Below are 16,600 nucleotides of genomic sequence, written 5' to 3' on the forward strand. Positions count from 1 at the left end.
CCGTACTGCGACCCGTTATTGTTGTGGGCTTCCTTGGTGGTTTGCCGGTATGGCCTCAACCGCCCCCGGCCACCCCGGCCGTCTTCCGGAGCGGGGGCCGCGGCCTGTTCCCCAGTACCGCCTTCCCGCAGTACCGCCTTCCCCCAGTACCGCCTTCCCGCACCGCTGCCCTCGCCGGCGCCGCCCTCGCTCAGTGCCGCCCGTCCACCAGCATGTCCAGCAATCCGCCGAGTACGTCCCGCTGCTCGTTTGTCAGCGGCGCGAGGATCTCCTCCGCGGCGGCCCGGCGCACATCCCTCAGTCCCTGAAGGGTTTTGAGGCCTTCCTCGGTCAGCTCGATGCGGATGACCCGGCGATTGGCCGGATCGGGCACCCGGCGCACCTTGCCGCTCGCTTCCAGCCCGTCGACGAGGGTGGTCACCGCACGCGGCACCACCTCCAGCCGCTCGGCGAGATCGGCCATGCGGGGTGGTGTCTCCCAGTGCGCGAGGGTGCGCAGCAGCCGGGACTGGGCCGGTGTCACGCCGAGACCGCGCTCATGAAGCTGACGCTTCTGGATGCCGTGCACCCGGCGCGTGAGCCTGAGCAACTGCTCGGCGAGCAGGCTGTCGGAATCTGGCGTGGTCATGCGGGAACAATATCAGGACCTAGTTCATTGTGAGCATAGGTAACAATGAGCTAGGCTCCGTCAGTCCGCATCACCTCACCTTCCGTAGGAGACCATGCCCCGCGATCACATCGACTGGACGCCCGCCCCCGGCACCTCGGCCGACCAGCCCCGTCAGGTGCGCCGCATCCTCCGGCTCTTCAAGCCCTACCGCGCGAAGCTCGCCGTCGTCGGCCTGCTGGTCGGCGCCGCCTCCCTCGTCACCGTGGCCACCCCGTTCCTGCTGAAGGAAACGCTGGACGTGGCCATCCCCCAGGGCCGTACCGGGCTGCTCAGCCTGCTCGCGCTGGGCATGATCCTCAGTGCCGTCCTCACCGGCATCTTCGGCGTCCTGCAGACCCTGATCTCCACCACGGTCGGCCAGCGCGTCATGCACGATTTGCGCACCGCGGTCTACGGCCGTCTGCAGCGCATGTCGCTCGCCTTCTTCACCCGCACCCGCACCGGCGAGGTGCAGTCCCGCATCGCCAACGACATCGGCGGCATGCAGGCCACCGTCACCTCGACGGCCACCTCCCTGGTCTCCAACCTGACCAGCGTCATCGCCACCATCGTCGCGATGATCGCCCTCGACTGGCGGCTGACCGTCGTCTCGCTGCTGCTGCTCCCGGTGTTCGTGTGGATCAGCCGCCGCGTCGGCAACGAACGCAAGAAGATCACCACCCAGCGCCAGAAGCAGATGGCCGCGATGGCCGCGACCGTCACCGAGTCGCTCTCCGTCAGCGGCATCCTGCTCGGCCGCACCATGGGCCGCTCCGACTCGCTGACCCGGTCCTTCGCCGACGAGTCCGAGGGGCTTGTCGACCTCGAAGTGCGGTCGAACATGGCCGGCCGCTGGCGCATGGCCGTCATCGGGATCGTCATGTCCGCGATGCCCGCCGTCATCTACTGGACCGCGGGCATCGCCCTCAAGACCGGCGGCCCCGACATCTCCATCGGCACCATCGTCGCCTTCGTCTCGCTCCAGCAGGGCCTGTTCCGCCCAGCCGTGAGCCTGCTGTCGACCGGCGTCCAGATCCAGACCTCGCTCGCGCTCTTCCAGCGCATCTTCGAGTACCTCGACCTGCCGATCGACATCACCGAGCGCGAGGACCCGGTCCACCTCGACCGCGTCAAGGGCGAGGTCCGCCTGGAGAACGTCGAGTTCCGGTACGACGGCAAGGGCGCCCCCATCCTCGACGGCATCGACATCGACGTCCCGGCGGGCAGCAGTCTCGCGGTCGTCGGCCCGACCGGCGCTGGCAAGTCCACGCTCGGCTATCTGGTCCCGCGGCTCTACGACGTGACCGGCGGCCGGGTCACCCTCGACGGGGTCGACGTCCGCGACCTGGACTTCGACACTCTCGCGCGGGCCATCGGGGTCGTCTCGCAGGAGACGTACCTCTTCCACGCCTCGGTCGCCGACAATCTGCGCTTCGCCAAGCCGGACGCGACCGACGAGGAGATCGAGCAGGCGGCGCGGGCGGCCCAGATCCACGACCACATCAGCTCGCTGCCGGACGGGTACGACACCGTCGTCGGAGAGCGTGGCCACCGGTTCTCCGGTGGTGAGAAGCAGCGTCTGGCCATCGCGCGGACCATTCTGCGAGACCCGCCCGTCCTCATCCTGGACGAGGCGACGAGTGCCCTGGACACCCGTACTGAGCACGCCGTGCAGGAGGCCATCGACGCGCTGTCGGCCAACCGCACCACGCTCACCATCGCGCACCGCCTGTCCACCATCCGGAACGCCGACCAGATCGTGGTCCTCGACTCCGGCCAGGTCGCCGAGCGCGGGACGCACGAGGAACTGCTGGAGAAGGAGGGACGGTACGCGGAGCTCGTACGCCGGGACGCCCGATTGGACCCCGCGCACGAGGATCCCCGACTGGACCCCGCGCACGAGGACGCGCAACTGGAACCGACCAGCTGAACCGAGACCGACAAGCCGAAGATATGCCTGGTTTGTGACGCTATGCGGGTTACCGTGCCCGCATGTACAGGAACACTCCGCCACGGAGCACGATTCGACTGACGCGCCGGGGCCGTCTCGTCCTCATCGCGACCGGGGCCGTCGTGGCCGGCACCGCCGTGGCGGTGCCGCTGCTCAGCCTTGAGGGCGAGGGGAGCAGTGAGCCCACCACCCTGGTGATCCCGGAGGGCTGGCGGGCCGGGCAGATCTACGACGCCGTCGACAAGGCCCTCGCCCGGCCTCCGGGCACCGCCAAGAAGTCCCTGGCCAAGGCGCACCTCAGGCTGCCGGCAGAGGCGGAGGGCAACCCTGAGGGGTATCTCTTCCCGGCGACGTATCCCTTGGAGCGCAACGGGAGGAAGACGACGCCCGAGGCGCTGCTGTCGTTCATGGTCGACACCGCGAACAAGAAGTTCAGCGGCGCCCCCATCGCAGCAGGCGCCCAGCGCAACGCGATGAACGTCTACCAGGCGATCACCATCGCGAGCATCGTCCAGGCCGAGGCGGCGACCGAGGCCGACATGGGGAAGGTGGCCCGGGTCGTCTTCAACCGCCTGGAGCGCGGGATGCCGTTGCAGATGGACTCCACCATCAACTACGCGCTGAACCGCTCCACCCTGCGGACGACCGGCGCCGACCTCCGGATCGACAGTCCCTACAACTCGTACCAGCGCATGGGACTGCCCCCGACCCCGATCGACAACCCGGGTGAGGCCGCGATGCGTGCGGCCATCAACCCCACCCCGGGGGACTGGCTGTACTTCGTGACCGTGAAGCCGGGGGACACCCGCTTCACGAACAGCTTCGACGAACACCGGCGCAACGTGGCCGAGTTCAACAAGAACCAGAGCAAGTCTCCAAAACAAGAGGGATCTTGAGGGAGTGTCAGGCGGCGACAGGCGCCGCCGCCAGCAGTCGCCTGATGTCGCGTACGGCCGCACGGCCCGCGCGGTTGGCGCCGATGGTGCTCGCCGACGGGCCGTAGCCGACGAGATGGACCCGCGGGTCGGCGACCGCGCGCGTGCCCTCGACCCGGATCCCGCCACCCGGCTCGCGCAGCTTCAGCGGGGCCAGGTGATCGACGGCGGCCCGGAACCCGGTCGCCCACAGGATCACATCGGCGTCCACCTGCCGCCCGTCGTTCCACTGGACGCCCTCGGGCGTGATCCGGTCGAACATGGGCTGCCGGTCCAGGACGCCGTCCGCGATCGCCTGCCGGACCGCGTCACTCAGCGGCAGGCCGGTCACCGACACCACGCTCTTCGGCGGCAGCCCCTGCCGCACCCGCTCCTCGACGAGTGCCACGGCCTCCCGGCCGATGTCCTCGGTGAAGGGGCCCTCGCGGAACACGGGCTCACGCCTGGTCACCCAGGTGGTGGCGGCCGCGTACGGAGCGAGCTCCATGAGGTGCTGGGTGCCGGACGCACCCCCGCCCACCACGACCACCCGCAGCCCGGCGAACGCCTCGGGCCCGGGGTACTGCGCGGTGTGCAACTGCCGCCCGCGGAAGGTCTCCTGGCCGGGATAGCGCGGCCAGAACGGCCGGTCCCAGGTGCCGGTCGCGTTGATCAGCGCCCGCGTCGACCAGGTGCCGTCCGAGGTCTCCACGAGCAGCCGGCCCTCCTCGCCCTCGCGCACGGCACGCACGTCCACCGGCCGCCGTACCCGAAGGTCGAAGGCTCGCTCGTACGCCGTGAAGTACTCGGCGATCACCTCCGACGACGGCCGCTGCGGATCGGCGCCCGTGAGCTCCATCCCGGGCAGCGCGTGCATGCCGTGGACCTTGCCGTACGTCAGCGACGGCCACCTGAACTGCCAGGCGCCGCCGGCGGCGGGGGAGTGGTCAAGGACCACGAAGTCGCGCTCCGGCTCGAAACCGGTGCGGCGCAGGTGGTAGGCGCTGGACAGACCTGCCTGACCAGCGCCTACGACGACTACCTCGACCTCGCGCGTGTTGTTCACGTTTCTACCAACGGTGGCGAGGGCGTGGATCTTCCCGTGTCAGCCCTCGGAGGGGCGGGGTGCGGAGGTCGACGCGGGCAGATCGCCGTTGAACCGGGTGTCCACGAAGCTCCCGAAGTCCACCTTCCTCGGGATCAGCTTCAGCGAGGTGAACGTGTCGGCGATCTCCTGCTCCGAGGCGATGAGCTGCTGGTCCACGGCCACCTCGACCCGGGTGGTGTACGTCCGCTTCACCGCGGCCAGCGCCACGTCCTCGGGCAGCCCCGTCTCCTTCGCCCACACCTTCGCCCAGTCCGACTCATGGGAGTAGACCCACTTGTAGGCGCGCCGCAGCCGCTCCAGGTAGTCCTTGATCGCGGCGGCCTTCTTCTTGTCCTTCAGCGCGCCCGGCGCCGCAACCTGGAAGGTCAGACCGTTGGTGATGCCCTCCCCGGTCGTCAGCACACGGCCCTGCTTCGCCTGGAGGATCTGCGAGGTGTACGGATCCCACACCGCCCACGCGTCGACCTTGCCGGAGGTGAACGCGGCGAGCGCGTCGGCCGGTTGGAGGTACTTGACCTTCACGTCGTTCAGGCCGAGCCCGGCCTTCTTGAGGGAGGCGACCAGCTGGTAGTTGGCCGAGGACCCCTGCGCCACGGCGACGGACCTGCCCTTGAGCTGCGCGGGGTCGGTCAGCTTGGAGTCGTTCGGGACCAGGATGGCGTCGCCCTTGGACGTCCCGTGCCAGGCCGCCACCACCGTGATCTTCGAGTCGGCGCCGGCCGCGAACACCGGCGGGGTGTTGCCGACGCCGCCGATGTCGACGGCCTTCGCGTTGACGGCCTCCAGAAGCGGCGGGCCGGAGGTGAAGGTCGACCACTTGATCTTGTAGTCGAGGTTGTCGAGCTCCCCGGCGGCGCGCAGGATCGCCTCCGAACCACCCTTCTGGTCACCGACGTTGAGCGTGAGGGAGCCCTTGCCGTCGGTGTCGGAGCCCGTGCCGGCGGACGCGTTCCCACCGCAGGCGGTGAGCAGAAGGGCGAAGGGCAGGAGCAGTGCGGCGGGGGCGAGGCGACGTCGCATGGGGATCCGTTCTGTGGAACTGGGTAGGGGGTGGGGGTTACGGGTGAGACTCGGGGACGGGGACGGGGATGGGGACCGGGATGGGGATGGGGAAGGGGGACGGGAGCGGTTCAGGCGGCTTCGGCGGCCGTGTCGACGCCCAGGCGCTCTAGGAGCTGCCCGCGGATCTCCGCGAACCGGGGATCGGTGATGTCGCGCGGCCGGTCGAGGTCGATCTCCTGCTCGTGCGCGATGACCCCCTCGTCCATCACAAGGACCCGGTCGGCGAGCAGGACGGCCTCCTCGACGTCGTGCGTCACCAGCAGCACCGCGCAGCCGCGGCGCTGCCACAACTCGCCCACCAGGCGCTGGGCCTTGATGCGGGTGAGCGCGTCGAGCGCGCCGAACGGCTCGTCCAGCAACAGGAGATCGGGCTCGCGCACCAACGCCCGAGCCAGGGAAGCGCGTTGGGCCTCGCCGCCGGAGAGGGTCTTGGGCCAGGCGTCCGTACGGTGGCTCAGACCGACCTCCTCCAGGGCCCGGTCGGCGACGGCACGGCCCGGCTTGCCGGGCAGGCCCAGCAGGACGTTGCGCCACACCTTCTTCCACGGCATCAGCCGGGGTGCCTGGAAGGCGACCGCCTTGCGGCGCGGGACCAGGACGGTGCCCTCGATGTCCCGGTCGAGTCCGGCGAGGATGCGCAGCAGGGTGGACTTGCCGCAGCCGCTGCGGCCCAGCAGGGCCACGAACTCGCCCGGCCGGACGTCGAGGCGGAGGTTGTCGATGACGGCACGGCCGTCGAAGGAGCGGGTCAGACCTTCGACACGGACGGCCTGCGCGGGACGGGGCACCTCGGATGCTTCTGGCGCCTCAACTGTGTCAGTTGCGTCAGCTGTGTCGGACGTGCCGGACACCTGGGAGATCACCGGCCGGTGAACGTCGGTCGCCATTGCAGCAGCAGCCTTTCGAGGGAGCGGACGATGAAGTCGGCCAGCAGACCGAGGAAGGCGTAGACGATCAGGCAGACCACGATGACGTCGGTGCGCAGGAAGTCCCGTGCCTGCACCATCAGGAAGCCGATGCCGGAGTCCGCGTTGACCTGCTCGGCGAAGACCAGCGCGAGCCAGGAGATGCCGAGCGAGTAGCGCAGACCGGTCATGGCGCCGGGCAGCGCGCCCGGCAGGATGACATGCCGCACGAGCCCCCACCGCGAGAGACCGAGGGACTCCCCGGCCTCGATCAACTGCGAGTCCACGCCTCGGATGCCCGCGTAGACGTTGAGGTAGAGCGGAAAGGTCACACCGAGCGTGATGATGGCGATCTTCGGGGCCTCGCCGATGCCGAACCAGATGATGAACAGCGGGATCAGACCGACGAACGGCACGGTCCGCAACATCTGCACCGGTGCGTCCACGATGTCCTCGCCCACCCGGAACAGGCCCGAGACGAGGGCGAGTCCGGTGCCGATGACGGTACCGAGCAGCAGCCCGCCCGCGACCCGCTGGAGCGAGGTCGTCATCGCCGAGGTCAGTGAACCGTCGGCGATCAGATCGCCGGCGACCTGCGCGATACGGCCGGGGGAGGCGAGGACGTCGGCGCTCAGCACGCCTGTGCTGCTGAGGAGTTGCCACAACGCCAGCAGCAGGACGGGACCGGTGGTGCGGCGCAGCCAGCGGGGGACGCGGGTGCGGCGTGAGGAGGCGGGGACGATGGGTTCGAGCTCTGGAGCGGGGCCGAGGGTGGTGAGCTCGACGGCATCCTGGTGGGATGTTTCCGATATGTCGGGTGCGGAGGAGCCGGGCGGGGCATGGCTGATGCTCATGATGCTCCACGGAGGGGGAGAGCGGCCGGTGAGGGGCACGCCTCGACACCACCGCACAGGACGGCACGGATCAGTGCACGCTTCCGTCAGCGGAGCGAGGGTGGGGAAAGGGAGCGAGGAAAGGGCGTCAGCAGCCGCGGCGACACGCGGCGGAGGCCACCCGCAGCAGGTCGATGTGACCGCGCGTGGTGAGCAGGACTGAACGCAACATGTGGCCGAAACTAGCCAGTCGGCGTGTGCACGGTCAATGGCGTCTCGCGGACTGGACTCGCCGTATCGCGGAATGGTCCGTCATGAACGATCCATGACGAGTGAATCCGGTGGGAGGGGTGAGGATGGGGGCATGTCAGACGCTTTCACCACCCGAGTCCTGAACGTCGCCTCCGGTTCCGCGGAGCGGATCGTCGACCTCACCGGCGACTGCGAGGCCTTCCTGAGGGAGGCCGCCGCAGGGCGCGACGGCCTTCTCAACATCTTCGTCCCGCACGCGACGGCAGGCGTCGCGATCATCGAGACGGGCGCCGGCAGTGACGACGACCTCCTGGCCGCCCTCCACACCCTTCTCCCCGCCGACGACCGCTGGCAGCACCGCCACGGCAGCCCCGGCCACGGCCGCGACCATGTCCTCCCGGCGATCGTGCCTCCACACGCCACGCTGCCGGTGGTGAACGGGCAGCTGGAGCTGGGGACCTGGCAGTCGGTGTGCCTGGTGGACACGAACAGGGACAACCCCAACCGTCACGTGAGGTTGAGCTTCCTGGGATGAGCCGGATCGTCCGAGGGGTGGCCACCAGACACGGCCCGGGGCCCCGCGTCTGCGGACAGGGCGAGGCGTGGTCCTGCGCGGAGCCCCTCCGTGGCGGACAGGAACTCGGTCCCGAGGGTGACGCCCGGTCCCGGCACTCTGGTGATCATGAGGCCGGATGGGGTCGATGGTGACGGTCCCGTCTGTGTCGCCCGGTGGCGGCGGCACTCGGGATTGCTGTCGCCCGACGGGCGGGCTGTCGCATGGCTCATGACGGCGACGGCCGAGGCAGTCGCCCGGAGGCCGGTCCTACGCCACCGGGTGAGCCGCCCGTGCGGCGCATGACCACGATGCCGGCGATGCGAACCCAGAACCTGCGCGTGCTCGAGGGCCGTTTCACTCTCCGGTGGGGGGCCGAGGTCCGCACGGCCGCCGCCGACTCCCACCTGCTCGCACTCGTGCTCGGTCCGGACGGGGGCGCGGCGATGCTGCGCGACGACATGGCCGAGGACGGATGGGCGGCGCTGTGGAACGGCGATGACGCGCACGACCCGGAGGCGACGGGGATGCTCAGCGCCGTCGTCGCGCCGCTCGCCGCCCGTGAACTCCCGGTCTGGACCGCCGCGAGCTACGACGGAGACAGCGTGGACGAGTAGTTCCGATGTGGCGCAGTTCCACTGTGCTGCGCTGTGCGGGTGCGAAGGGTGAGCCGCGTCCCTCGCCGCGGGGCCGACGCTTCAGTGTGTTCGGCCGTGCCCGGCGTCGGCGGACGGCGCTCGGACGATGAACGGGTCCTCGCCTTGGGATAATTGTGGCTCTTGCTTTGCCCGTGCATGCGTTGCCTGTCCCGTCACGCGGACCTAGCCTCACCTGCGGAACCGTGGGAAGGACCGGCATGCTGACGACCGTTCGAGAGCAGGCGACGGGGCTCACCAAGGACCAGCGCAACGCGTTCGTCGCCGCCTATCTGGGATGGGCGATGGACGCGTTCGACTACTTCCTCGTGGTCCTCGTCTACAGCGAGATAGCCGACGACTTCCATGTCTCCCTCACCGACATGGCCTTCCTCACCACCGCCACCCTCGTGATGCGGCCGGTCGGTGCCTTCGTCTTCGGCATGTGGGCCGACCGCAGGGGCCGCCGGCTCCCGCTCATGGTCGACGTGGTCTTCTACTCCATCGTCGGATTCGCCTGCGCCTTCGCGCCCAACTACGCCGTCCTGCTGGTCCTCCGCCTGCTGTACGGCATCGGCATGGGCGGCGAGTGGGGCCTGGGCGCGGCTCTCGCCATGGAGAAGATCCCCGCCGAGCGGCGCGGATTCTGGTCCGGGCTGCTGCAGAGCGGCTATTCGCTGGGGTATCTGCTCGCCGCCGTGGCGTTCTTCGTCATCGAACCCGCCTTCGGCTGGCGCGGGTTGTTCGCGTTCAGTCTGGTGCCCGCCCTGGTCGCCCTGTGGGTGCGGACCCGGGTGGAGGAGAGCGAGGTGTGGGAGAAGAGCGTCAAGCTCAACCGGACCCCGGCGTACCAGGTGTTCAGAGACCCGGCGGTGCTGAAGCGCTTCGTGTACCTCGTCGCGCTGATGACCGCGTTCAACTGGATGTCGCACGGCACCCAGGACATCTACCCGACCTTCGTCAAGAAGGGCCTGGGCCTCTCCCCGGACACCTCCATCGCCATCGCCGTCGTCTACAACATCGGCGCCATCATCGGAGGCGCGCTGCTCGGCGCCTTCTCCGAGAGGCTGGGGCGCCGCCGCACGATCATGATCGCGGCGGCCGGGGGTCTCGTCGTGGTGCCGTTCTTCGTGCTGTCCACGGCCGTGGGCTGGCTGATGCTGTCCTCCTTCCTCATGCAGATGTGCGTCCAGGGAGCCTGGGGTGTCATCCCCGCGCACCTGACGGAGATGAGCCCGGACGCGATCCGCGGCTTCTACCCGGGCGTCACCTACCAGCTCGGCAACCTGATCGCCGCCCTCAACCTCCCGATCCAGGAAGCCCTCGCCGAACGGCACGGCTATCCGGCGGCGATGGCCTGGACCGTGGTGCCCGCCCTGGCCGTGGTCATCGTGCTGAGTGCCGTCGGCAAGGAGGCCAAGGGCATCCGCTTCGGCGGCTCCGGCAGCTCCGGCGCCCCGGGCGGCCCGACCCCGAGCACCGCGGTGGCCGACAGCGCGTAGTCCCGCCTCCCCGTACCAGTCAGGGCCCGTCGCCCGCCGATCATCGAGGGCGACGAAGGGGGCCTCGGACGGCTCGACCGCGGCGAAGGCATCAGGGTCACGTGAAGTGGCCCGAGCACCGCACCGGCGTCCCGGCCGATGAGGCGACCGAGCATCGCACCGGTGTCCGGGACGCGATGACGCGGTCCGAGCCGCGTCGGTGCAGTGCCGGGGCCGCGTCAACGTAATCCGGATGCCCGCGCCGTACTCGGGTCGCCTCATCGGCCTCCGGGCGCCGGTGCCGTACTCACTGCGTCACCTCCACGCCGAGCTCGGCGAGCAGGTCGCGCACGCGCCGTTCGATCTCGTCGCGGATCGGCCGGACGGCTCCGACGCCCTGACCGGCGGGGTCGTCCAGCGTCCAGTCCAGGTACCGCTTGCCCGGGAAGTACGGGCAGGCGTCCCCGCAGCCCATCGTGATGACCACGTCGGAGGCCTGGACCGCATCGGCGGTGAGGAGCTCCGGGGTCTCGGCGGAGATGTCGATACCGCTCTCCTTCATGGCCTCCACGACGGCAGGGTTCACCGAGTCGGCGGGTGCGGAACCGGCGGAGCGGACCTGGACCCCGTCCCCCGCCAGGCGGGTGAGGAAGGCGGCGGCCATCTGGGACCGGCCGGCGTTGTGCACGCACACGAACAGCACGGACGGGGCGGCGGGAGAGCTCATGAGGACACGGCGCTTTCTTCTGCGGGTCGGGCTTCAGTGGGTCGGGCTTCAGTGGGTCGGGCTTCTGCGGGTGGGCCTTCTGCGGGTCGGGCGGGGAGCTGTTGATCGCCGTGCGGGACGACGACCTCGTCCCCGGTCACGGGCGCGCGACGGCCGAACGTGACGGCTACGAGGACGAGACCGATGCCCGCGCCGGCGAGCTGCGCGGCGAGGAACGGTGCCACGGAGGCGGGGGCGATGCCGGCGAAGGTGTCGGTGAAGGCCCGGCCGATGGTCACGGCAGGGTTGGCGAAGCTGGTGGAGGAGGTGAACCAGTAGGCGGCGCCGATGTAGGAGGCGACCCCCACCGGCGCCAGGTGCGCCCGGCCCGCCCGTGCCAGCCCGAAGATCAGCCACACCAGTCCCGCGGTGGCGACCGCTTCGCCCAGCCACAGATGTCCGGCGAACCGGTCGTGCGTCGACCACCGCACCAGGGGCCGGGCGAACATGGCGTCCGCCAGGACCGCGCCGACGATGGCCCCGACCATCTGGGCGGCCACGTACGCCACCACGTCCCGTGGCCCGGGACCGTCGGCCGTACGGCGGCCGGTGAGCCAGGCGGCGAGGGTCACGACGGGGTTGAAGTGCGCCCCGGAAACGGGGCCGAGCAGGGCGATGAGCACGCCCAGGCCGAACACGGTGGCCAGGGAGTTGGCCAGCAGTTGCACACCGATGTCGCGGGTCAGCTCACTCGCCTGGATCCCCGAGCCGACCACGACCGCCACCAGCGCGGCTGTGCCGACGGCCTCGGCCGCCGCCCGTCGCGCGAGAGGGGCAGAGGTGCTCACGCGGAGGCCCTCGCGGGTACGGCCGGTGTCTCGAGGAGGGCGGACAGTCTGCCCAGGGCCTCGGGGAGCACCCAGTAGTACACCCAGGTCCCCCGCCGTTCCGAGCCGACCAGCCCCGCCTCGCGCAGCACCTTCAGGTGGTGGGAGATGGTCGGCTGGGAGACGTCGAACGGGCCGGTCAGGTCGCACACGCACGCCTCGCCGCCCTCGTGGGAGGCGATCAGGGACAGCAGGCGCAGCCGGATGGGGTCCGACAGCGCTTTGAACATCCGCGACAGCTCGGCCGCGTCCCCTGCCCCCAGCGGCTCACGGACCATCGGGGCGCAGCAGACCTCGTCCTGACCGAGCACCGTCAGATCAGCTTGTTTCGACATGGGTCTATGTTGACATCCATCTATCCAAGTGGCAACCTCCGCTGTATCGACACTTGTCGATACAGCAGTCGATACAGCATCGTCCCGAATGGGAGACCGTCATGTCCCGAGTCCAGCTGGCCCTGCGCGTCGCCGACCTGGAAGGCTCGATCGCCTTCTACTCCAAGCTCTTCGGCACCGAGCCCGCCAAGCGGCGTGAGGGCTACGCCAACTTCGCCGTCACCGAGCCCCCGCTGAAGCTGGTCCTCATCGAGGGCGAGAGCGGCGAGGAGACCCGCCTCGACCACCTCGGCGTGGAGGTCGCCGGCACCGAGGACGTCAACGCCGCCACGACCCGGCTGAAGGAGGCCGGCCTGGCCACGTTCGAGGAGAACGACACCTCCTGCTGCTACGCCCTGCAGGACAAGGTGTGGGTGCACGGCCCGGGCAGGGAGCCGTGGGAGGTGTACGTGGTGAAGGCCGACGCCGACACCCTGGAGAAGGCCGACACCTCACCGGATACCTCACCGGACGCCGCCCTTCACGCCTGCTGCGGCACCACCGCCTGCTGCACTCCCCAGGAGCAGGCCCTCGATCCCGCGCAGAACCCCGCCGAGGCGAAGGCCGCCGCGGGATGTGCCTGCGGAAGCTGACCTCGGCCCGCGCCTCCCAGGGCATCCGCCGAACACCCCTGCCCGGGACAGCGGCGAGGCCGTCCCGGGCAGGGGTGCGTACACCGGGGTTACGGGGTGGTCAGATAGGCCCTTTCGATCGTCTGGGTCAGGGTGTTGCCCGCCCGGTCGGTCAGCTCCGCGCGCAGGGAGACGGAGCCTGCAGTCGCCGGGTGCTTCAGCGACAGGTGCGTGCCGCCGACGGACTTGGCGGACTGCCAGGTCTTCCCCTCGTCGTACGACACCTGGAAGGCGAGCTTCGCCGGGGGCTGCCCTGCCGCCGCACCCTCGACGGTGAAGGGCACCTCGAAGCGCTTGCCCGCCTTCGCCGTACTCGCCAGGGTCAGCTCGGGGCTGAAGCGGATCGTCGACAGCGGCAGGGAGGCGAACTCGCTCTCCGGGGTCTTCGCCGAGCGGAAGGTCCACTCCGCGTGGACGCGGGTGCTCACCGGATACACGGCCGGGTCACGGGAGTTGTCCACCGTCAGCCGGTACGCGGTGTCCCCTTCCGGGACCGTGTACTCGGTGACCCCGTCGGTCGGCGGGATGCCGTAGTCGTCGGTGATCTCCTTGCCGTTCGCCTCCAGCCTGGTCGTCACCGCGGTCGTGTCGCTGATGCCCCAGTGTCCGGCGCCGTCGCCGAACAGCGGGAGGTACGCCCTGAGGGTGTTGCCCATGCGGGCGGCACCGGGGAAGCCCCCGGCGGGTCCGAGCTGTCCGGTGCCGGCCAGTGCCGGGCCGAAGACGCCGACGTTGAAGCGCTCCTGATAGCTGTGACCGGCCTTCCAGGTCTGCGGCATCCGCATGAGGAAGTTCTCGAAGACCGACTCCCGGTCCTCACCGGAGACCTGCCAGGTACGCATGGACCACTTCACACCGTTGTCGAGGATGTACTCGGTGCTCCGGAACGGCAGGTCGCCCCGCATGTCGGTGAAGCCGCGCACCAGTTCGCCGTCGGGCAGGTGCGGGCTCACCTCGGCCTGGACGCGCCGGCCGTCGACGGCCTCGCCCACCTGGAGGTCGACCTTCGCCAGCCGCTTCCGCTCGACCTTGGCGGTGAAACCGTCCAGATCGCCCTTTCGGTACCAGGCCGCGTGGTAGTTGACGCGACTGCCGTCGGCGCCGTGTGCGGACCAGCCGCCGGAGTACAGGGAGTTGAGCCCGTCCACGGGCTCCCCGCCGCCGAGCCGCCCGAACCGCGAGCCCTTGAAGGTCGGCATCAGGTACTCGAGTGAACCGTCCCGCTTGCCCTCCCCGCGTCCGAAGCCGATCAGGACGGTGGCGTCGGTGTTCTCGGCCGCCGGGTCCGGCACGGTGATGTCCACCGGCTTCGCCTGCCGGGCGTCCACGGTGACGGTCTTGTCGCCGTCCAGCCGGAACCTCGGCTCCACCAGAATGCCGTGGGCGGGCGACGAGGTCTCCGGGTGGATGACCCCGCTGAGGATGTAGTCGCCCTTGGGTAGCCGTACCGTCAGCTCGCCGTCCTGCTCGTCGGCGTACTCGGCGTAGAAGTCGCCGTCGAAGTCGGCGACGGAGGTGGCCGCGTCCCCGGTCGGCGCGCCGCTCTCGTCGAGGTGCTTCAGCGTCAGGCTGTACGACTCCACCTCACGCGCCACTCCGACGGCGGACCGCACCTGCACCTTGCCGTCGGCCGACGTGGCCTGCACCGAACCGCCGAAGCTGCCGTCGGCACTGCCCGCGCGGGTGTCCGCCGTGACCTCGGCGCTCGCGGTGGAGCCAGCCGGGACGGTGATCCGCTGCGGGGAGACGCTGAACATTCCCTCGGCGGCGGGCTTCCCGTCCACCGCGAAGGCGTCGACGGACAGGTCCAGGGTGACCGGCTCGGTGCCGAGGTTGCGGTAGGTGAGCTGCTTGCTGGACGGCTTGTCGTCGGCGTGCGGCCACTGCTGCTCGCCGAAGTCGAGCGGCCCCTGCTCGGTGACGACGTTCTGTCCCAGCGCCCGGACCAGATCGGTACGGCCGGTGCCCTGCTGGAAGGAGCTGTACGTGCCCGGCTTCGCGGAGCCGGTGAGGACCGCCTTGAGACGCTCGCCGCTCCAGTCGGGATGCTGCTGGGCGAGGAGGGCGGCGGCACCCGCGACATGCGGGGTCGCCATGGACGTACCGTCGAGGGTGGCGTAGCCGGGGACGCCGGAGGGGTACTCCTTCTCGACGATGCTGCCGGCCGCCGCCGCTGCCGTGATCTCGACACCGGGCGCGGTCAGGTCCGGTTTGACCCCGGCGTCCCCGACCCGCGGGCCACGGCTGGAGAAGTCGGCGAGCACGTCGGACTTGTCGACCGCGCCGACGGTGAGCGCGGCGTCCGCGCTGCCGGGAGAGCCGACCGTGCCCTCGCCGAACTCGCCCTCGTTGCCCGCAGCCACGACGAAGAGCGTGTCGGAGTCGGCGGAGAGCCGGTTCACGGCCTCCTCCATCGGATCGGTGCCCGGCAGATCGGTGCCGCCGAGGCTGAGGTTGACGACGTCCGCTCCCTCGGTCACCGCCCACTCCATGCCGGCGATGATCCCGGAGTCCGAGCCGAAGCCCGTGTCGTCCAGGACCTTGCCGTTGAGGATCTTCGCGCCCGGCGCGACCCCCTTGTACTTGCCGTCGGACTTGGCACCCGTACCGGCCACGGTGGACGCCACATGCGTACCGTGTCCGAACTTGTCGCCGGTGCCGTCGGAGCCCGAGAAGTCCTTCTCCTCGACCACCTGGTGCGCCAGATCGGGGTGGGAGGTGTCGACCCCGGTGTCCAGGACGGCGACCTTCACCCCGGTGCCGTCGTACCCGGCGGCCCACGCGGTGGGTGCCCCGATCTGGGGGACGCTCTTGTCGAGCGAGGCCTTGCGCCGGCCGTCCAGCCAGACCTTCTCGACGGTCCCGGACTCCTCGCTGGTGACGGTGTCCCAGAAGTCGGTGGTCCGCTTCTTGACGGAACGCATCGACCTGCCGTTGACCACGGGCAGCGTACGGCCCATCCGGGCCCCGGCCTCGGTGAACGGGCTCATCGAGGGCGCCTTCTTGCCCTTGAACGTGACGATCAGCGGTACGTCGGAGCGGCCCGCGTCGTCGTAGCCGTCCTTGAGCAGCTGGGTCACGTCGAACAGTCGCGCGTCCAACTTGCCCTGGGCGAGCAGCAGTTCGGCGTCACCGGGTACCACTCGGGTGTGCCCGGCGACCTCCCGGACCGAGAACGGCATGTCCTTGCGGCCCGGTGCCCGTTCCACTCCGGAGACCTGCCCCTTGTCGCCGACCAGGACCCGGTCACCGGTGACCAGCGTGACCGTCCGTACCGCGGCGGCCGTACGACCGCCCCCGGTGTCGACGGCTCCCGCGCTGTCGGCGGCTCCCGCTCCGGCCGGGAGCCCGGCGAGGACCAGGGCCGCGGAAGCCACTCCCGCGGCCATGACCGCATGTCTGCGGCGTACGCGTAACTCCATCTGAACTCCTGACAGTTGGGGGGAGATGCGTCACGGGACGGAGGGGCCCGTGAGGAGACGGCCGTCGTTGTCGTACGGCCAGACATTGGGGACGCAGCCGAGCAGGCCCTTGATCTGCTGCATCATCGCGGGGGCCGGTTGCCCCTTGCCGGGGCAGGTCACATGGCCGTGGCCGAGGAAGTGGCCCACCTCGTGGTTGATGATCAGCGAGCGGTACCCGACGACGTCCTCGGGGG

At 70.1% G+C, this 16,600-nt stretch carries 17 protein-coding genes; 6 read left to right on the forward strand and 11 right to left on the reverse strand.

Annotation, left to right across the window (positions count from 1 at the left end):
- Positions 1-190 precede the first annotated feature (190 nt).
- The gene (locus tag ACFVYN_RS10250) at positions 191-628 is read right to left on the reverse strand and encodes a MarR family winged helix-turn-helix transcriptional regulator (RefSeq protein WP_389995290.1); all 438 of its coding nucleotides are present in this window, start codon (positions 626-628) and stop codon (positions 191-193) included.
- A gap of 94 nt (positions 629-722) precedes the next feature.
- Here ACFVYN_RS10250 and ACFVYN_RS10255 point away from each other — a divergent pair, with 94 nt between their 5' ends.
- Together ACFVYN_RS10255 and mltG are read left to right on the forward strand one after the other, a co-directional pair.
- The gene (locus ACFVYN_RS10255) at positions 723-2,579 is read left to right on the forward strand and encodes an ABC transporter ATP-binding protein (RefSeq protein ID WP_389995293.1); all 1,857 of its coding nucleotides are present in this window, start codon (positions 723-725) and stop codon (positions 2,577-2,579) included.
- 62 nt (positions 2,580-2,641) lie between these two features.
- Positions 2,642-3,496 carry an endolytic transglycosylase MltG gene (gene mltG, locus ACFVYN_RS10260; protein ID WP_389995295.1) on the forward strand — a complete coding sequence of 285 codons (855 nt, stop codon included), beginning with the start codon at positions 2,642-2,644 and terminating at the stop codon, positions 3,494-3,496.
- A gap of 7 nt (positions 3,497-3,503) precedes the next feature.
- Here the strand turns inward: mltG and ACFVYN_RS10265 are convergent, their stop codons facing one another.
- From ACFVYN_RS10265 to ACFVYN_RS10285, 5 genes are all read right to left on the reverse strand, one after another.
- Positions 3,504-4,580 carry an NAD(P)-binding domain-containing protein gene (locus tag ACFVYN_RS10265; RefSeq protein ID WP_389995298.1) on the reverse strand — a complete coding sequence of 359 codons (1,077 nt, stop codon included), beginning with the start codon at positions 4,578-4,580 and terminating at the stop codon, positions 3,504-3,506.
- Between the two features lie 39 nt (positions 4,581-4,619).
- Complete coding sequence (locus ACFVYN_RS10270; protein WP_389995301.1) at positions 4,620-5,642, reverse strand: ABC transporter substrate-binding protein; 1,023 nt, start codon at positions 5,640-5,642, stop codon at positions 4,620-4,622.
- Positions 5,643-5,752: 110 nt separating this feature from the next.
- Entirely contained in the window at positions 5,753-6,571 is an 819-nt protein-coding gene (locus ACFVYN_RS10275) for an ABC transporter ATP-binding protein (protein ID WP_389995304.1), read from the reverse strand.
- Positions 6,544-7,443: an ABC transporter permease gene (locus tag ACFVYN_RS10280; protein ID WP_389995307.1), complete on the reverse strand. Its 900-nt coding sequence runs from the start codon at positions 7,441-7,443 to the stop codon at positions 6,544-6,546. Before ACFVYN_RS10280 ends, ACFVYN_RS10275 begins: the two co-directional genes overlap by 28 nt.
- Positions 7,444-7,570: 127 nt before the next feature.
- A complete protein-coding gene (locus tag ACFVYN_RS10285; protein WP_350495123.1) occupies positions 7,571-7,654 on the reverse strand; it encodes a putative leader peptide in 84 nt (27 codons plus the stop codon).
- Positions 7,655-7,786: 132 nt separating this feature from the next.
- Between ACFVYN_RS10285 and ACFVYN_RS10290 the strand changes: the two genes are divergently transcribed.
- From ACFVYN_RS10290 to ACFVYN_RS10300, 3 genes are all read left to right on the forward strand, one after another.
- Positions 7,787-8,209, forward strand: coding sequence for a secondary thiamine-phosphate synthase enzyme YjbQ (locus tag ACFVYN_RS10290; RefSeq protein WP_389995310.1), 423 nt, complete (start codon positions 7,787-7,789; stop codon positions 8,207-8,209).
- A gap of 338 nt (positions 8,210-8,547) precedes the next feature.
- Positions 8,548-8,844, forward strand: coding sequence for a hypothetical protein (locus ACFVYN_RS10295; protein WP_389995313.1), 297 nt, complete (start codon positions 8,548-8,550; stop codon positions 8,842-8,844).
- Between the two features lie 239 nt (positions 8,845-9,083).
- The gene (locus ACFVYN_RS10300; RefSeq protein WP_389995316.1) at positions 9,084-10,364 is read left to right on the forward strand and encodes an MFS transporter; all 1,281 of its coding nucleotides are present in this window, start codon (positions 9,084-9,086) and stop codon (positions 10,362-10,364) included.
- Between the two features lie 286 nt (positions 10,365-10,650).
- Here ACFVYN_RS10300 and ACFVYN_RS10305 read toward each other — a convergent pair whose 3' ends face one another.
- From ACFVYN_RS10305 to ACFVYN_RS10315, 3 genes are read right to left on the reverse strand one after another with little or no spacing between them, the layout of a single operon-like run.
- Positions 10,651-11,070 carry an arsenate reductase ArsC gene (locus ACFVYN_RS10305; protein ID WP_389995319.1) on the reverse strand — a complete coding sequence of 140 codons (420 nt, stop codon included), beginning with the start codon at positions 11,068-11,070 and terminating at the stop codon, positions 10,651-10,653.
- Entirely contained in the window at positions 11,067-11,897 is an 831-nt protein-coding gene (locus ACFVYN_RS10310; RefSeq protein WP_389995321.1) for an aquaporin, read from the reverse strand. The genes ACFVYN_RS10305 and ACFVYN_RS10310 overlap by 4 nt, the downstream gene beginning before the upstream one ends.
- Complete coding sequence (locus tag ACFVYN_RS10315) at positions 11,894-12,271, reverse strand: ArsR/SmtB family transcription factor (RefSeq protein WP_389995324.1); 378 nt, start codon at positions 12,269-12,271, stop codon at positions 11,894-11,896. The genes ACFVYN_RS10310 and ACFVYN_RS10315 overlap by 4 nt, the downstream gene beginning before the upstream one ends.
- Before the next feature lie 101 nt (positions 12,272-12,372).
- Here ACFVYN_RS10315 and ACFVYN_RS10320 point away from each other — a divergent pair, with 101 nt between their 5' ends.
- Positions 12,373-12,903 (forward strand): ArsI/CadI family heavy metal resistance metalloenzyme, encoded by a 531-nt coding sequence (locus ACFVYN_RS10320; protein ID WP_389995326.1) that lies wholly within the window; start codon positions 12,373-12,375, stop codon positions 12,901-12,903.
- Between the two features lie 89 nt (positions 12,904-12,992).
- On the opposite strand, the gene ACFVYN_RS10325 is transcribed toward ACFVYN_RS10320, so the two are convergent.
- Together ACFVYN_RS10325 and ACFVYN_RS10330 are read right to left on the reverse strand one after the other, a co-directional pair.
- Complete coding sequence (locus tag ACFVYN_RS10325; protein WP_389995329.1) at positions 12,993-16,364, reverse strand: S8 family serine peptidase; 3,372 nt, start codon at positions 16,362-16,364, stop codon at positions 12,993-12,995.
- Positions 16,365-16,394: 30 nt separating this feature from the next.
- Positions 16,395-16,600: DUF3152 domain-containing protein (locus ACFVYN_RS10330; RefSeq protein WP_389995332.1), on the reverse strand; the 206-nt coding region annotated here is incomplete at its 5' end.

Origin of the sequence: Streptomyces sp. NPDC058307 (assembly GCF_042880295.1) — a bacterium.
Classification (GTDB): Bacteria; Actinomycetota; Actinomycetes; order Streptomycetales; family Streptomycetaceae; genus Streptomyces.

Excerpts from the sequence above, each read along its gene's own strand:
- ACFVYN_RS10250 (WP_389995290.1), bottom strand. The coding sequence starts at position 628 with ATGACCACGCCAGATTCCGACAGCCTGCTCGCCGAGCAGTTGCTCAGG.
- ACFVYN_RS10255 (WP_389995293.1), top strand. The coding sequence starts at position 723 with ATGCCCCGCGATCACATCGACTGGACGCCCGCCCCCGGCACCTCGGCC.
- mltG (WP_389995295.1), top strand. The coding sequence starts at position 2,642 with ATGTACAGGAACACTCCGCCACGGAGCACGATTCGACTGACGCGCCGG.
- ACFVYN_RS10270 (WP_389995301.1), bottom strand. The coding sequence starts at position 5,642 with ATGCGACGTCGCCTCGCCCCCGCCGCACTGCTCCTGCCCTTCGCCCTT.
- ACFVYN_RS10275 (WP_389995304.1), bottom strand. The coding sequence starts at position 6,571 with ATGGCGACCGACGTTCACCGGCCGGTGATCTCCCAGGTGTCCGGCACG.
- ACFVYN_RS10280 (WP_389995307.1), bottom strand. The coding sequence starts at position 7,443 with ATGAGCATCAGCCATGCCCCGCCCGGCTCCTCCGCACCCGACATATCG.
- ACFVYN_RS10285 (WP_350495123.1), bottom strand. The coding sequence starts at position 7,654 with ATGTTGCGTTCAGTCCTGCTCACCACGCGCGGTCACATCGACCTGCTG.
- ACFVYN_RS10290 (WP_389995310.1), top strand. The coding sequence starts at position 7,787 with ATGTCAGACGCTTTCACCACCCGAGTCCTGAACGTCGCCTCCGGTTCC.
- ACFVYN_RS10295 (WP_389995313.1), top strand. The coding sequence starts at position 8,548 with ATGCGAACCCAGAACCTGCGCGTGCTCGAGGGCCGTTTCACTCTCCGG.
- ACFVYN_RS10300 (WP_389995316.1), top strand. The coding sequence starts at position 9,084 with ATGCTGACGACCGTTCGAGAGCAGGCGACGGGGCTCACCAAGGACCAG.
- ACFVYN_RS10305 (WP_389995319.1), bottom strand. The coding sequence starts at position 11,070 with ATGAGCTCTCCCGCCGCCCCGTCCGTGCTGTTCGTGTGCGTGCACAAC.
- ACFVYN_RS10315 (WP_389995324.1), bottom strand. The coding sequence starts at position 12,271 with ATGTCGAAACAAGCTGATCTGACGGTGCTCGGTCAGGACGAGGTCTGC.
- ACFVYN_RS10320 (WP_389995326.1), top strand. The coding sequence starts at position 12,373 with ATGTCCCGAGTCCAGCTGGCCCTGCGCGTCGCCGACCTGGAAGGCTCG.
- ACFVYN_RS10325 (WP_389995329.1), bottom strand. The coding sequence starts at position 16,364 with ATGGAGTTACGCGTACGCCGCAGACATGCGGTCATGGCCGCGGGAGTG.